A 16,664-nucleotide genomic window follows, 5' to 3' on the forward strand; every position below is an offset into this window, starting at 1 on the left:
AGGATGAAAATTGTGATCGCACCAGATTCATTTAAAGAAAGTTTGTCTGCTTATGAGACAGCATGTGCCATTGAACGAGGATTTCGTTCTGTTTTGCCAAACGCAGAGTATATCAAACTGCCAATGGCAGATGGAGGAGAGGGGACCGTTCAATCGTTGGTTGATGCGACGGGCGGGCACATTGTTCATCATGTGGTCACGGGCCCGCTTGGTGAACCTGTGGATGCTTTTTTTGGCATGTTAGGAGATGGTCAGACTGCTGTCATAGAGATGGCTGCAGCCTCTGGTTTACACCTTGTCCCGCGAGAAAAACGTAATCCGTTATGGACCACATCAAGAGGAACTGGAGAATTAATACTTGCAGCGCTGGATAAAGGAGCGAAGCATGTGATGATTGGGCTTGGCGGAAGTGCAACAATTGATGGCGGTGTTGGGATGATGCAAGGATTAGGTGCAGCTTTCCTTGATCAAACAGGACGAGACCTAGCGCCAGGCGGCGGAGCACTTCATCAATTAGCTTCAATTGATTTATCTGGACTCGATCCAAGACTGCAATCCGTAAGGCTAGAGGTGGCTTGTGATGTGGATAATCCTTTAACAGGTGAAAGAGGAGCGTCTGCTGTTTTCGGCCCTCAAAAGGGGGCAGATGAAGAAATGGTTCAAGTGCTAGACAAGAACCTGGAACATTTTGCAAAAGTAGCTGAAAAACAGTTCAATGTATCCTTTGGAAAGGCAGCAGGGGCAGGAGCGGCAGGAGGTCTTGGTGCGAGTTTATTAGGCTTTTTAAAAGCTGATTTGCAAAGAGGAATCGATATTGTGCTGAAGGCTGTTCATTTTGATGACGTCATCAAGGAGGCAGACCTTGTCATTACGGGAGAAGGCCGAATTGACCGGCAGACCATTTATGGAAAAACGCCAATAGGCGTAGCCAAAGCAGCGAAGCAGTATAATCTGCCTGTGATTGGCATCGCAGGCTCGCTTGCAAAAGACAGTGCAGTCGTACACGATCATGGAATTGATGCACTGTTTAGTATCGTTCCAGGTATTACTTCTCTTTCTGAGGCGATACGAGATGCGGATCTTCATGTAGAGAGAACAGCTCGGAATATCGCGGCTGCGTTAGAAATTGGAAAAAATAAGTAAACGATGAAAAATGTTTCCTTTTCTATCACATTCCTTTTATAGAAATGTGGTAAAATCGATATAAATGATGTAGAAAGTTGGAGGAAACAAAAATGTCTAATCTACCGAATTGTCCTTCGTGCAGCTCACCTTATACTTACGAGGACGGCAGTCTGCTAGTTTGTCCTGAGTGTGCGCATGAATGGTCACTTGAACAAGAACAAGCGGCAGAGGAACAGCTTGTGGTCAAAGATGCGAATGGGAATCTGTTAAGTGATGGAGACACGGTCTCTGTCATTAAAGACCTAAAAGTAAAAGGTTCTTCATCCGTTTTAAAAATAGGAACGAAGGTCAAAGGCATTCGTTTAGTTGAAGGCGATCATAACATTGATTGTAAAATTCCTAGCTTCGGCGCAATGAAATTAAAATCAGAGTTTGTGAAAAAAATATAATGTATGAAAAGAGGCTGTAAGAGGCCTCTTTTCTTTAATTATAGGTGAAAGGAATAATTTCAAACAAAATTCCATACATATATACCTGTTGAAAAAGGTTCATTTTTTAAAAAATCAAGCCTCTTTTCACATAAAAATTCGCAGTTTTCTTAACCCTACCTTAAAAAAGGCAGATGATTCGCTAAATTTTGGCTAATCCCCTTCACAACTTTTGGGCATTGCTGTACCATATGGAAGTGTTCTTCTATTTTTGACGGATCATGGTGCTTATCAGGAAATAGAATGATAGATGATACTTAGACAAAGAAGGAGAGGTAACGTGACGAACGTTTTAGAACTGCATAATGTATCTAGACATATTCGCGGGAAAAAGATTGTTCAAGACTTAAGCTTTTCTGTCCAAGCGGGCGAAGTCTTTGGCTTCTTAGGACCAAATGGTGCAGGGAAAACAACAACCATTCGTATGATGGTCGGTCTTTCTCCCATTACATCTGGTGATATTCTGATTAATGGTCATAGTATTCAAACCTCCTATCAGCATGCCATCCAAGATGTCGGTGCCATCATTGAAAACCCGGAAATGTATAATCATTTAACGGCAAGACAAAATCTTGTTCACTTTGCCAGAATGAATGGGAAAGTGGATGAAGCGCGAATTGATGAGCTGTTAGAGTTAGTCAGCTTACAGCATGTGAAACATAAGCGTGTTCGTACATTTTCATTAGGAATGAAACAGCGTTTGGGCATTGCGCAGGCACTCATACATAGGCCGAAACTGCTAATCTTAGATGAACCGACTAATGGTCTTGATCCTGAGGGAATTCGAATGATACGAGATTACTTAAGAAGGCTTGCGAAGGAAGAAGGGCTGGCTGTTATTGTTTCAAGTCACCTTATGTCAGAGATGGAATTGATGTGTGATCGCTTTGCGATTATCCAAACAGGAAAGCTGATTGCCATTGAGGATCAGCGTGCTGAGACGAAGCAGGATGATTTGGTTAATTATCGAATGAAGGTAGCAGCCGGGGAGCTTGAAGAAGCACAGAAGCTCATTGGTGCATTTGAGGAAGGCGTCACTGTAAGAGAAGAGGAGCAGTACTTATTCTTCTCTATGCTAGAAGAAAAAATGCCAGAATTAATTCGTCATTTGATCAGCGCGACTATTCATTTGTACGAAATCAAAATCGAAAAACAAACCTTAGAAGATAAGTTCTTAAGCTTAACAGGTAAAAAGGAGGCAGACGTATGATTCGCCTCATTCAAAACGAGTGGATGAAGATCAGTTATCGTGTTGGTACTTGGATTATGGTTGGGCTTCTTGTTTTAGGTATGGTTGCCACGCTGATCTTTGCAGTGAAAACAAATGACGGAGATCAAGCATCAGGTGATTGGAAGACTGAGCTGCAAGCGATCAATAAAGCAAATAAGCAAGAATTGAAAGAGGATAATATAGGTTTTTATAAGAGATCCCTTGAAAACGATATAGCGATCAATGAGTATCGAATCAAGCATAATTTGCCTCCTGCGGATCAATTCGGTAAAAATGCATGGACTTATGTGAAGATCAATGCTGATTTGCTTCAGCTGGTCGGTGTATTTGTGATTATCATTGCAGCGACGATTGTCTCGGCTGAATATAAGCATGGTACAATTAAATTATTACTCATTCGTCCACCATCAAGAATGAAAATTCTTTTATCTAAATATTTTACCGTTCAACTTTACTCTCTATTTCTGATCGCGGTCCTATTTATCCTGTCATTTATTCTAGGTGCGATCTTCTTTGGACTCAATCATGATTATGTGTATTTGTCCTATCAAAATGGTAAAGTCATTGAACAATCTCAGCTTGCAAATATGGTTTCATATTATTTGGCACATTGTGCTATGTTTGTTGTACTAGGGACACTTTCTTTTGCCATTTCAACGGTATTTAGAAGTGAGGCCCTTTCTATTGCGATTAGTGTGTTAGCTTATATTGTTGGAGCATCCATCACAAGCATTTTGATGTTCTTCTTTGATTGGGCGAAATACTTATTGTTTGCCAACGATCCTGTACAATATTTCGCGGACACACCTACTTTTATCGAAGGTATGTCCCTAGGATTCTCACTAACCGTCCTAGTCATCTATTGGGCTATTTTCTTAGCTATTGCCTTAATCGTCTTCCAAAAGCGAGAAGTGAAAACAGGTTAATTTAACTTTTTAGGAGGTTTACACATGATTAAACGTAAAGGTGAAAAAATTATGGGGATTATTAGTATTGTCCTCAATGCCATTGGTGTTGGGTTTGGGGCATTAATCCTTTCTGTGGGTCCATCATTTTATGATGAAATCAATGAAGTATTACAAGAGGAAGGAGAAACCTTGCCGATTGAAACGCTTCAAGCTTCTGTCAATGCATTTGGTACTCAGTTTATGATCGTTTCCGCAATTGCGGCTGTGCTGTCGATTGTCGGTGTGATTCTTTTGAAAACAGACCGCCGTGCCGTGCTTTCAGGTATTCTCTTCTTGGTTTCTGCTGTGACTCTTTTGATTGGAACAGTTGGCCTTGCATTTGCTCCAATGGTTCTATTGTTTATCATTGGATTGATGTCTCTTATTAGAAAGCCGAAAACAGACATTCACACAAGTGAATATCCTTCATAATGAAAGAAAAGACATGCGCATATCCGCGCATGTCTTTCTTTTTAAATGATGCCAATCAGCATCGCCACGAACAGAAGGATAATACTGAATCCCCACATCCAAAAGAAGGAGTAGCGGATGTGTTTCCCCATATCAACCCCTGCAAGACCTACAGCGAGCCAAACAGCGGGAGCAAGCGGGCTGACAAAGGTTCCGATGATGTTCCCAATCATCATGGCATATGCCGCTGAAGTACCTGGCACGCCAACTTCAGATGTAATGGATTCAACAATTGGCAGAAGGGCGTAATAATAGGCGTCTGTACTTGTCAGCATATCAAGCGGCACCCCAAGCAGCCCAACAATGATATGTAAAAATGGCAGCAAGAAGGCTGGTAAAATGTGAATACTGTCCACCGCAATGGCTTTCAGCATCCCTGTGCCTTCAAGAATTCCTAAAAATGATCCTGCGGAGAAAATGACAGCCGCCATCATCAGCGCACTAGGTGCGTGTGCCTTGATCCTTTCCATTTGCAGATTCACATTCGGAAAGTTAATCAATAGTGCGAGAGACAGGCCAATCATAAACATAAAACTAGCTGGAATCACGTTCAACACGAGAAGTACCACAACACATAAAAACAGAACAAGGTTCACCCAAATGAGATGATAACGCTTTAAAGAGGCGTCTCCAGTTTCACTAATAGACTGAATGGCACGATCCCAATCTGCACCTTCAAGTTGAACCGCAGCTATTTCATTTGCAGCAATTTTCACCCGAATTCGCTTTTCTTCCCTTTTTCCTAAAATGAATGCCATTCCTAACACGAGCACAACGCCAATGAGCTGAATTGGTATGAGCGGCACCCAGAGTTCAGAGGGGTCCATATTCAGGACACTGGCTGCCCGTCCAGTCGGTCCAGCCCATGGAATCATATTGGTTAATCCGGCGCTTGTCCCGATTAATAACAGCAGTAAATAAGGGCTCATATGTAATTTTTTATAAAGTGGAAGCAGTGCAGGTACAGTTAATAAAAAGGTCGTAGCCCCTGCTCCGTCTAAGTGTGCGATAATCCCAATCAAAGCAGTTCCCATTGCAACTGTGACAACATTTCCTTTTGTCAGTTTGATTAAAGTTTTAATTACAGGTTCAAAGAACCCTGTATCTTGCAAAATGCCAAAAAATAAAATGGCGAAGATAAACATGGTCGCCACCGGCAATACTTTGATAATCCCTTCCTCAAAGAAGGTTTGAATGTCATTGATCCCAAATCCCGCAATGAGCGCCCCTATTAAAGGCACCATAACCATGGCGACAATTGGACTTGCTTTCCCCCAAATCAGCAGCACAACAATCGTTAAAATAATCATCAATCCAACAAACGTTAACATAAGCCCCTCCCCCTACAATAAACCGTTTACATTTGTCTGTACTTTTCATCCAATGCATTCCCACATGTGCATTGAAAAAAAGGGTATCAAAAATATGAGTATGAAGCAACCGCTTTCATACCTATACAATGGTAAAAAAGGATGGAGGGACCAGTCGTGGTGCGGCATCAAATATTGCAAAAAAATTTAGATAAAAAATAATGATTAAATTCATCATATTTAGTATGGGTATTTGGACTTATTTAAATCAAAAAGCGCCCAATAAATGGACGCTTCTTTTAAACTATTTTTTCAAGATGACGTACTCGTAAGGATCAAGTTGAAGCTGCTCAGGCACTTGCTGTCCAGTCAGCATATTCTCATAGCTTGCCTCTGAATCTAGTGACATGTTCTGCTGCTCTTCTGTAAAATTCATCAAAAACACATAGTCCTGCGTACCGTCTGTTCGTTTTTGTACACTGACTCCTTCTGGAATTGCAGTGGATAGGACAGGCTGTATGCCAATACCTGCGATAAGGTCTTCGTAAAACTCATCATAAAAAGCCTGCTCATTTTCTGAGGCCATATAGTATGCTTTCCCTTTTTCTAATGAACGGACAGTCAGGGCTGGCTGTCCTTCGTAGCAGCCATTCTCAAAATGCCCTAGCACAGAGGCCGTTTCAGGGTGTATGGATTCGCAATATTGTCCGACATGATAGGTGCGTCCATTCCCTGTGGTTATTAACACATGTTCATCTGGCATCAATGTGTTGATTTCCTCAGCCCAAATGCCAAGTACGTGGCGGAGAGGACCAGGGAAACCGCCGAGGAAACAGAGGTCATTTTCATCAACCATGCCGCTCCAATAAGTTGCGATAAAAATGCCGCCCTCTTTGACAAAGGCTTCAATTTTTTCTGCAACGCCTGGTTTGATCATGTAGAGCATTGGTCCAATGAGCACACGATAGGATGAGAAATCCTTTTCCATCCCGACAATGTCAACAGGGATGCCTTTTTTCCAAAAGCTTCGATAGTGAGTTTGACAAGCCTCTACATAGCGTTTGTTTGTATTATTTAAGCCTTGCGCATCATCAATGGCCCAGTGATTTTCCCAATCGTAAATGATGGCAACCTCTGGCTGAACGGATGTGCCCGCAATTGGCTGCAGCTGCTCCAGTTGTTTCCCTAGATCAGCTACCTCTTGAAACACGCGCGTATGTTCATGACCAGAATGATCGACAACGGCTCCGTGGAATTTCTCAGAGGCGCCTCGGCCTTGCCGCCACTGGAAATAAAGCACGGAGTCTGATCCGTGGGCAACTGCCTGCATGGCAGAAAGGTGTGCCATGCCTTTATGTTTGACCTTGTTCACTTCATGCCAGTTCACAAGGCTCGGCGTACTCTCCATGACGAGAAACGGCTGTCCGTCCTTTAAGGAACGATACAAATCATGTACAAAGGCAACGTTTGATGCTAATTCGGCCGTTGTTTCTCTGCCGCTGTGCCAAGCAGGATAGCTATCCCATGAGATCACATCGACCTCTTTTGCAAATTGATGATAATCCAGCCCAAGAAATGGACGCATATGCGGGTAGTCGCCCATAAAGTTCGTGGTGACTGGGATATGAGGCGTCAATTCCCGCAGCGGCTCGATTTCATTTCGATAAAAATTGATCGTTTGTGCTGTGACAAAGCGCTTCCAATCCAGGTTCATGCCGTGAATCATGTGCTCCCCGTGCGGTGCAGGTGACTCGATTTGTGACCAATCGCTATACGTGTGGCTCCAAAATCCCGTCCACCATGCTTGATTCAAAGCCTCAAGATCATGATTGTATTTGTCTTTCAAATAGTCTCGAAATGCTTCCTGGCAAAGGTCGCAATGACACTCACCGCCGTACTCATTCGAAATGTGCCACATGATCAGTGCTGGATGATCCTTGTAACGTTCCGCCAGCAGCCGGTTGAGTGTATTCGTTTTTTCTCGATAAACCGGAGAGGTGAAGCAATGATTGTGGCGCAGTCCATGTAAGTTACGCTGACGATTCGCTTCGACGCGCAATACTTCTGGATATGTTTGTGACAGCCAAGCAGGTCTTGCTCCGCTTGGCGTTGCGAGAATGGCGTGTGCCCCCTGCGCTGCCAAGCGGTCCATGATGTCATCCAGCCATGCAAAGTCATACTGACCTTCTTTTGGCTCTAGCTTACTCCATGCGAAAATGTTGATGGAGAATGTTTGACAGTGTGCAAGCTTCATTAATCGAAAATCTTCTTCAATGATTTCTGGCATATGGAGCCATTGATCTGGATTGTAATCGCCACCATGCAAAAAGCCTTTCACATTTGGGTGAACGAGTGGGTAACGCTTTCCCATTTTGTCACGTCCTATCCTTTTAGTTACGGTGTCATTTGTTTAAATACATCAAGAGAAGGCAGTGCTTTTCCGTTGAAATCAAACATCGCTTGATTTTCCCACGCATTTCCGACAGTACCGGTTGTTTGGATATAAGCCAGCCCGTATTGACTAGACCACGGAGCACCTTTCGCTGGAATCCAAAGCGGCTCCCAATAAAAGAACCCCTTCCCGCGGTTGTTGTTTACTTGTGAAATTTTTTCGGATAGATCTCGTATAAAAGATGCCTGGCCTTGAGGTGAGGCGGGATAGCCGGCTGTATTGACAGAGTCTTGGTTAAATGAGTTTTCTAGGTTGTCACCGTTCGCTGTCGTAAACCCATAGGCGGTTTCCACCACGATCACGTCTTTGTTATAGCGGGCACTAATATCATTCATATTGGACGTAAGACCGCTAAAACCGCCGTCCCAATACGGGTAATAAGATAAACCGATCGTATCGAATGAGACGCCTCGTTTTGTGATTTCATCAAACCACCAGCGGGATGCACCATTGTCTCCGCCATGTGCAAGATGAAGCAAGATTTTAATGTTTGAATCGACAGAGCGGACGGCATTTGTGCCAGCCTTTAGTAAAGCAGCGAGCCGGTCAAATTCACCACCGCCTTCACCCCAGCTTTTTCCGTTGGGCCACAGCATACCTGAGTTCAACTCATTCCCGACCTGAACCATATTCGGCAAGGCATTTTGCGCTCTCATCGCTTTGAGCACATCGCCTGTGTAAGTGCCGACCGCTTTTTCTAAATCGCTTTGTGAGAGGGACGCCCACGCTTTCGGTTTGAATTGTTTACCAGGGTCAGTCCAGAAATCACTGTAGTGAAAATCAAGCAGCACTTTCATGTTTTGTGCTTTTGCGCGTTTCGATAAAGCGATGGCTGTATTGAGATCATTTGTGCCGCCGTTATAGGCACGGCCTTGATTGTCATATGGATGGTTCCACAGTCTGATACGTACATAGTTGACACCTTTATCTTTTAATAGTTTGAGCGGGTCAACCTGCTTTCCGTTCTGATCGTAGTATTTGCCGCCGCTTCTCTCCACTTCTGCAAGCATGGAGATATCAGCTCCTTTGATGAAATCACCTTGCAGGCCATTGATCGGTTTCACAGAAATCGTATCGGCCCTTGCTTCAGGCAGAATACCTAATCCCATCAGAAAGAAAACGACAACAGTGACAAGCAACCATTTCTTCATCAAATCTCCCCTTATCCTTTTGTCCCGCCTTGTGTAAGGCCGGATACAAATTGTTTTTGTAAAACAAGAAACAATAAAGCAACTGGAATCGCAATGAGTAATGCCCCGGCTGCAAAGGTCGTGTAGCTGGCACCCATTTTATCTGACACAAGATTGTACAGTCCGATTGGGAGCGTATACATTTCGGGTGAGCGGACAATGACACTGGAAATGATGAAATCACCCAGTGGACCTGTAAATGAGTTGATTGCGACAACGGCTAAGATGGGCTTAGCGAGCGGCATAATAATTTGGATGAAAATGCGGAAATGCCCTGCGCCGTCCATTCTGGCTGATTCATCGAGATCCTTTGGAATCGCATCAAGATAGCCTTTCATTAAATACGTATTCATCGGAATTTGTCCACCTGCATAAATCAAAATCAGGGCAAGGTGGCTGTTAATGAGTCCAAGCATTTGAGCAAGAACAAAAATCGCAATCAGCGCTGAAAATTGAGGAATCATTTGCAGCAGCAAAAAGAGCATCAGCCCATTTTTCCGTCCTTTGAAGCGGAATCTAGAAAACGCATAGCCTGTAAAACTGACAAGAATCAGCGTTAACACCATTGTGGCAATACTGATCTTCATGGAGTTCCAATACCATTTTGCATAAAGTGCTCCCTGACCGAAGAACAGCTCGGTGAAGTGGCTGAACGTTGGATTCTTCGGAAACATGCTTGTACTCATGAGGCTGTTCCCAGGATTAAAAGAAGCACCAATCGTCCAAAGCAGTGGATATAGAATACAAATGGAGGCAATGAAAAGGATAAAATAAGTGATGCTCAGGCGAATGAGCTTGTTTTGTTTTGATCCCATATTACATCATGTCCTCCTCTTTGAATGAATTCGTTCTCTTAAACTGCCAGAGTGCAATGGCGATGACAAAGATTGAAAGTAAGATTGTGACTGCTGCAGCGAGTGCATATTGAGAAGACTGCATCGTGAGTTTGTAAATCCAAGAAACCAAGATGTCCGTTCCCCCAGCAGTTGAGCCAGCCACAGGCGGTCCTCCGCCATTAAATAAGTAGATGATATTAAAGTTGTTAAAGTTAAACGTATATTGCGTGATTAATATAGGCGCAATGGAATAAAGGACAAGCGGTAACGTGATGGACCGGAACTTCTGAAAGAAGTTTGCCCCATCAATGGTCGCAGCTTCGTATAGATCCTCTGGAATCGCCTGCAAAACGCCAGTTGTCATAATGAAAACAAAAGGAAATCCAAGCCAAGTCTGCATCGCAATGAGGGCAATTTTGCTCCAAAATGGATCTGTCAGCCATGGTTTTGGATCAATCCCAATCGATGCAAAAAGTGTGTTGTTAATGGCTCCAAATGTATCGTTGAACAGTCCGGCAAACACCAAAATGGTCACAAAACCCGGAACAGCCCAAGGAAGAATCAAAATCGTTCTAAAAAACCGTTTGCCTTTTAAATCTTTTTGATTGAGCAGAACCGCTAAGAAGATGCCGACAGCACATTGAAGGGTCGAAGCAGCCAACGTCCAAACGACGGTCCAGCCAAGTACATCAATGAAGGTGTCTCTCCAAATATCAATTGAAAAGATATTTTGAAAGTTCTTGATCCCTACCCAATCGATCAGATTGGCAGGAGGCGAGTGGTATAAATCGTAGTTCGTAAAGGCAAGCGCAAAGCTGAACATAATAGGAAAGACAACAGAAAAAAGAAGTAAAAAGAAAGCAGGAGTGCTCATTAAGTAAGGAAAGCCTTGGTCGATCAGCTGATGATATTGAGCTCGGATGGAATGGAGCGGAACCCCTTGATCACGTTTCTTTCCGTTCATAAAAGCATCACGCATCATGAGTACGTAAAAACCGATACCAAAACCAGCTGTTAACAGCGCAATAATTCCTTTTGCCAAAAGAAAAACAGAGTTGTCACGAGGCAGCATCGTACCAAGTGTGAACAGCCCCCAAAAGCCAATATTGAATAAATCATAAAATACGATTAAAAAAGAGACGCCGAACAGGAAAAAAAGTGCCCCTTTGCCGTACTGTTTGTTGTATATCTGCCCCATCCCGGGTATAAAGGAGAACATTAGCGCCCGTCTCCGGTGTGTCTTTGATTCCACTATGTGTGTGCGGTCTAGTTCAAGGTTACCCGTCACGTCTAACACCTACTTCATATGAAATTAGATCAAATACGGGCAGCTTGATAGACTTAAAGGCTACCCGTGTTTAATGATTATTTAGAATGATTTGCTTTAATTTGAGAGTCGATTTGATTGACCGCATCATCAAATGCCTTTTTCACATCTGTCCGTCCGGTTGCAATGAGACCTAATGCGCTGTCAATCGGCTTCCACACCTCTGCCATTTCAGGGGTATTCGGTGTCAGCGTGGCATATTTCGTTTGTTTTGAAACAGCAGCCGCATTGGCGTTTCCTGTGATGATTGGATCCTTCATCAGCTTTTTCACTGGTGGAATTTCCTCTGTCACTTCGAATCGCTTCTTCGAATTTTTTTCATTCGTGATAAACTCAACAAATTTCTCAGCAAGTTCTTTATTTTTAGAATAAGAGGAGACGTTGTAGCTCTTTACACCTAAGAATGAGCTCATATGCTTTCCGTTAGGGAGTGTTGGCAGCTCTGTTACGCCATAGTCAATTCCAGCTTCTTTATATGGACCAAATGACCATGGACCAGAAATGACAGCTGCCGCCTTTTTCTCTGTGAATAAGGAGTTGAGGACATTGATTCCTTGTTCACCAATGATGCCTTTCGGGAAAAGTCCTTCGCTAAAGAATTTTTGAATGTATGCTCCGCCTTCGATGGCGCCATCGTTGTTAAGGCCAATATCATTGACATCATAGGAGCCATCGCTTTCCTGCTTGAAAATATAGCCCCCTGACCCGCCTAACACACTTTGTGCATAGTAAATTTCATCCCATTTCGCTACAAAACCGTATTTCCCGTCTTTTGTCAGTTTTTTCGAAAGGTCATACCAGCCATCAAGTGTAGTTGGTGCCTTTTTGACAAGGTCTTTGTTATAGAAAAGCACTGTCGTTTCAACGGATTTCGGAAGGCCATACAGCTTGCCGTCTACCGTTTGTGATTGAATGGATTCGTCTGTAAAGGAATTGATCACTTTTTGATCAGGTTTGATTTCCTGTAACAGCCCCTCAGTGACGGCTGATCCAATTTGATCGTGAGGCATCGTGATGACGTCTGGGCCTGTCCCGGCTGCTCCATCAAGGCGGAGAGCTTCGATTTGGTCGGCATACGCTTTTTCGACCACTTTGATTTTCACATCGTTTTGTTTTTCAAATTCTTTTACAGCGTCTTGAATCCCATCAGACTTTTTGACATCCTCCCATACTAGCAAGGTCTTTGTACCTGTAGATGCTGGCTGAGTCCCGCTTGAATTGTCATCTCCTGGCCCGCATGCTGAAAGCAGAAGCACAGCAGTACCAACAACTGCTGATAATGTCGCCCATTTTCCCTTTTTCATTGGTAATCCCCTCTCGTTCTTTTTTCACAGATGATAAGAAAACGCTTTCTTAATGTGAGAATATCAACATAAGTAAAAAAAGTAAACATATTTTATTAAATTTATTAAGTAAATTTTTTTACTCGTATAGATAGAAAAGAAGCCCTCCACTTTGGCAGGACTTCCAGTTTGTTTATATGGTGCTTTTCCGAAAGACAGGCTCTGAGGCAATCAGCACAGTTTTAGGTAGTGTTCTGCCGTCCACAAGTCTTTCTAAAAGTAAATCCACCGCTGTCTCACAAAGTAAAGACGTGTGGATATGATACGTGGTGAGCGGCGGCGACACATATTGAGATACATGAATATCGTTGATACTAAAGACGCTGACGCGGTTCGGCAGAGAAAATCCGCGCTCATTTAACGCTTGTAAGCAGCCGATGGCGAGAGGGTCACTAGCGACACAAAAAGCGGTGGGCAGATCATCACCAAGCTCATCAATCGCCTTCATCATCAGCGAATAGCCTTCATCTACTGAGAAATGGTGGCCGATATAGACCAATCGCTCATCAAGCATATGGCGGGTCATCATGTACTCACGGAAAGTCGTTTCACGGATATCTGGAATGTGCACATTTGTATTTAAATCAAGGTCTGTGCCGCCAATGAATCCAATGGATTGGTGCTCTTTTTCGATAAAAGAATCGATGATCTTTTCAACAATTCGTTTCAGGTTCGGCTTTACAGAATCAAAACGGTCTTCATCTGGCGTCGTATCAATAAAGACAATGTGCGGAGTGATTGCATATAATTGGTTAAGCTCTGACGTTTTAAATCGGCCGATGGCGATCATTCCTTCTGTAGCAGGATCAATGGAATGAAGCCCATCAGATGGATTGTAAGCGGTGACATTTAAGCTCCGAGTATTGGTGAGTTCCTCAATACCGAGTCGAATGGATTTGAAATAAATATCTTCAAGCTCTTCCTTCTCGGTCATCCAATAGAGAAAGGCGATTTTTTTTAATGAATGTTTGAATGTCTTCTTTTGGTAGGACAAAGCTTCTGCGGCGGCATATACTTTTTCGCGTGTTTGATCGGTGACAGATAGGTTGGGATCTTGGTTCAGTACGCGAGATACCGTTGCAATGGATAAGCCTGCTTTTTCTGCAATGTCCTTTATTTTAGCTGCCAAATCAGCACCTCCTATAGAAAATATCTCCTCTTAGTATAGAGTCTTTAAAAAAATTAGTAAATATTTTTATTAAATTGTTTTCGTTTAGGCGGTTCTTTACGTGCTGGAAAGGAATTAGTAAGATATATATAGGTAAGGTGTTGGATTAAGATTTCTGATAGGAGAGGGACCGATGTATTACGATGCACTGAAGACATTTGTGACAGTGGTGGAGGAGAAGAACTTTACAAAAGCAGCCCAAAAGCTGCGAATTTCTCAGCCGAGTGTCAGTCTTCATATTAAGAACTTGGAGCAGGAATTCCAGACCGTTCTGCTGAATCGTTCGCCAAAGCAATTAACCGTTACACCAACTGGGGATATGCTGTACCATCGATCAAAACAAATTATTCGTCTCTATGAACAGGCGAAACAGGACATTTATGAGCATCATCATTTGGCAAGAGGAAAGCTGACCATCGGGGCGAGTTTCACAATTGGTGAGTATGTGCTGCCGCAAATATTGGCGGAATTTCATCAACTCTATCCGCATGTTGATATTGAGGTGGTCATTGATAATACAGAGGCGATCGCCAGACATGTCCGTTTATTCCATGTCGACATTGGGTTGATCGAAGGACAGACCAATGACAAAGAGCTTTCTGTAGAAACTTTTCTAGAGGACGAGCTTTATATTGTGGCGCCATTAGATCACCCTTTTGCCAAGAAAAAAGATGTCACCATTGATCAATTACAAAACGAAACATGGATTACGAGAGAAGAGGGATCAGGGACAGGAGAATATTTACAGCATGTCCTGAAATCAAATGGACTGAAAGCGCGAACCTTTGTGACCTTTAGCAGCAATCAAGCGATTAAAGAAGCTGTGATCCATGGAATGGGTCTTTCTGTTTTATCTAAATATGTCCTCCAGCGAGGCAGCATTGGCGGTGAATTGGCTGTTATTTCTGTGAGGGGCATGGATTTCAAACGAAAATTCTCCTATGTCGAGTCACCGATGACCGGGGGAAATAAAAATAAGGAATTGCTCGTTGAATTGTTAAGGAAAGAGAAAAAAGAAGCTTCTCCTCAATAGGAGAAGCTTCTTTTTTTATAACCCTTTGATTTTGATTTCATCGACTGGAAGGAAGATCTCACCTGTATCTGTGTATTTCATGGTGACCTGATCACCTTCTTTTAAATAAATGACGAGAGGTTCCTTTTCAGATGACATGGTGTAGCTTTTTCCATCGTCTAGCAGGAAGGTGACGGTTGTATAGTCACCAGTCTTTTCTTTGTAGACTCGTTTGACCTTCCCTGCTGCTTCTTTCTTTTCCTGCTTAGAGGAACTGTTAACAGTACCGCCGCCTTTTTGAAGAGCTGTCTTATAGGCTCTCAGTGCTTCATTTGGTGTAGAAGCGTACGCAGCGATTTCTGGATTGGCTGCAGAAACAATAAAGTAGTTTTGCAAGAATCCATTTGAATCGAGAACCGGTGTGAGCCAGCTGGCTTCCCCATAGAAATTATAGAGAATCGGCATGCGGCCTTTCCATTTCTTCTCGATGAATCGTTTCTCAATAATTTGCAGAGCGCCCTGAGAATCCATGTAGGATTCTTCAAGATTTCCGGTATAATAAGTCGCTTTTCCTGTCCGGGCATTTGTCAGAGCATATCCGAGCATGGAATCAACGCCCTCTTTCGGACTTGTGAAATCTGTGAAGTAATACATATCTCCTTTTGAATCAAATACCGGGCTCACATTGGCTTCGGTTCCTTCATCGGAAGGCAGCTTTACATCTGACTTTCCAAACATACTATTCCAGAACCCGTGAATATAGTTTCCGAAATAGCTGTTTTGCAGACTGACCGCCTCTGGTGAAACAGCACCGTCGATAAAGGCAGGTACTTGATCTAGAGCATATTTCTTTGTCGCACCCGTTTTGGCATCAACAACGACCACACCGGAAGCTTTAAAGCCGTTTCGGGCAGAGATGAAATCGCCATACGTTTGAATGTAATAAGGCTTGCCGTCATCATTGATTTCCAGCTGTGTGCCGCCGTAGAAAATCAAATCTGGGTACTGGAGACGGATATGCCGCTCAATTTCTTTGTTGAAATAGGAGGAAGGCGTATAGACCATCTCCGTTTTCACGAATTTTGGATTAGCAGATGAGTCGGTCGCACTTAATGTAAAGTATCCCGGCGTGCTGCCTGCACGAATCCATTTAAAGAAGTCCGAGAATTCCACTGGAGCGATGTATACATACTCACCGTTGACCTTCTGAATTTGCAAGCTGCCAAGCTCATAGTAGCTTGTGTTTGGAACCTGTCCGAACGATTTCTTCATTTTGTTCCGAGCAAATTGAGGCGGTACACTAGCAGGTGTTTCTTTCTCATCAAACGCTTTGATTTCTACTTTTTGCTCCATTTTGGAGACATCGAATTTCTCATTCGCATTGAATAGGAAAGCTGTCGCCATGTAAACACCGAGCAGCAATAGAATAAGAAACAGCACACCTTTGATCTTACGCTCCAATCCAACCGACAAAAAGGCGCCTGCTGCTGTCACAACAAGTCCAATCAGCCATAGAGATGAAGGGTTACGATCTAAATTGGTGATGTAATAGAAAACAAAAATACCGATTATGAACAGTAAAGCAAGGCCTGCAATCCACATGAGCGGCACCTGCTGCTTTGTTCCTTTCTTTCTAACGATCAACCTGAGCGGTGTGAGCAAAAGGGTCAAGACAAGACCGATCACAACCGAAAATAACAAAATATATCCCACAAACAGATCTCCTTTCAAATCAATCACTCTTTTAGTATATACGAGTGAGGC

The 16,664-nt window shown here is 43.1% G+C and carries 14 protein-coding genes; 6 read left to right on the forward strand and 8 right to left on the reverse strand.

Features of this window, described 5'->3' with window-relative positions:
- Positions 1-3 precede the first annotated feature (3 nt).
- From NSS92_RS14960 to NSS92_RS14980, 5 genes are all read left to right on the forward strand, one after another.
- Positions 4-1,143 (forward strand): glycerate kinase, encoded by a 1,140-nt coding sequence (locus NSS92_RS14960; RefSeq protein ID WP_340868908.1) that lies wholly within the window; start codon positions 4-6, stop codon positions 1,141-1,143.
- A 92-nt stretch (positions 1,144-1,235) separates the two neighbouring features.
- Positions 1,236-1,574 (forward strand): zinc ribbon domain-containing protein YjdM, encoded by a 339-nt coding sequence (locus tag NSS92_RS14965; protein ID WP_024423969.1) that lies wholly within the window; start codon positions 1,236-1,238, stop codon positions 1,572-1,574.
- A gap of 319 nt (positions 1,575-1,893) precedes the next feature.
- Complete coding sequence (locus tag NSS92_RS14970; RefSeq protein ID WP_340868912.1) at positions 1,894-2,823, forward strand: ABC transporter ATP-binding protein; 930 nt, start codon at positions 1,894-1,896, stop codon at positions 2,821-2,823.
- Entirely contained in the window at positions 2,820-3,770 is a 951-nt protein-coding gene (locus tag NSS92_RS14975) for an ABC transporter permease subunit (RefSeq protein WP_267587005.1), read from the forward strand. Before NSS92_RS14970 ends, NSS92_RS14975 begins: the two co-directional genes overlap by 4 nt.
- Positions 3,771-3,794: 24 nt before the next feature.
- Entirely contained in the window at positions 3,795-4,223 is a 429-nt protein-coding gene (locus NSS92_RS14980) for a DUF4064 domain-containing protein (protein ID WP_340868914.1), read from the forward strand.
- A 41-nt stretch (positions 4,224-4,264) separates the two neighbouring features.
- Here NSS92_RS14980 and NSS92_RS14985 read toward each other — a convergent pair whose 3' ends face one another.
- From NSS92_RS14985 to NSS92_RS15015, 7 genes are all read right to left on the reverse strand, one after another.
- The gene (locus NSS92_RS14985) at positions 4,265-5,593 is read right to left on the reverse strand and encodes a CitMHS family transporter (RefSeq protein ID WP_340868916.1); all 1,329 of its coding nucleotides are present in this window, start codon (positions 5,591-5,593) and stop codon (positions 4,265-4,267) included.
- Between the two features lie 283 nt (positions 5,594-5,876).
- Positions 5,877-7,943, reverse strand: coding sequence for a beta-galactosidase (locus NSS92_RS14990; protein ID WP_340868919.1), 2,067 nt, complete (start codon positions 7,941-7,943; stop codon positions 5,877-5,879).
- A 23-nt stretch (positions 7,944-7,966) separates the two neighbouring features.
- A complete protein-coding gene (locus tag NSS92_RS14995; RefSeq protein ID WP_267587001.1) occupies positions 7,967-9,175 on the reverse strand; it encodes a glycoside hydrolase family 53 protein in 1,209 nt (402 codons plus the stop codon).
- Positions 9,176-9,186: 11 nt separating this feature from the next.
- The gene (locus tag NSS92_RS15000; protein ID WP_041087477.1) at positions 9,187-10,029 is read right to left on the reverse strand and encodes a sugar ABC transporter permease; all 843 of its coding nucleotides are present in this window, start codon (positions 10,027-10,029) and stop codon (positions 9,187-9,189) included.
- Position 10,030: 1 nt separating this feature from the next.
- A complete protein-coding gene (locus NSS92_RS15005; protein ID WP_106050336.1) occupies positions 10,031-11,269 on the reverse strand; it encodes a carbohydrate ABC transporter permease in 1,239 nt (412 codons plus the stop codon).
- A 146-nt stretch (positions 11,270-11,415) separates the two neighbouring features.
- Entirely contained in the window at positions 11,416-12,681 is a 1,266-nt protein-coding gene (locus NSS92_RS15010) for an extracellular solute-binding protein (protein WP_340868923.1), read from the reverse strand.
- Positions 12,682-12,853: 172 nt separating this feature from the next.
- Complete coding sequence (locus NSS92_RS15015; protein ID WP_340868925.1) at positions 12,854-13,849, reverse strand: LacI family DNA-binding transcriptional regulator; 996 nt, start codon at positions 13,847-13,849, stop codon at positions 12,854-12,856.
- Positions 13,850-14,021: 172 nt separating this feature from the next.
- On the opposite strand from NSS92_RS15015, the gene NSS92_RS15020 reads away from it, so the two are divergent.
- Complete coding sequence (locus NSS92_RS15020) at positions 14,022-14,921, forward strand: LysR family transcriptional regulator (RefSeq protein WP_142946102.1); 900 nt, start codon at positions 14,022-14,024, stop codon at positions 14,919-14,921.
- Between the two features lie 15 nt (positions 14,922-14,936).
- Here NSS92_RS15020 and NSS92_RS15025 read toward each other — a convergent pair whose 3' ends face one another.
- Entirely contained in the window at positions 14,937-16,613 is a 1,677-nt protein-coding gene (locus tag NSS92_RS15025) for a hypothetical protein (protein ID WP_340868928.1), read from the reverse strand.
- Between the last annotated feature and the right edge of the window lie 51 nt (positions 16,614-16,664).

It is taken from the genome of Bacillus sp. FSL M8-0166, assembly GCF_038008825.1.
GTDB classification, from domain to species: Bacteria; Bacillota; Bacilli; order Bacillales; family Bacillaceae; genus Bacillus; species Bacillus safensis.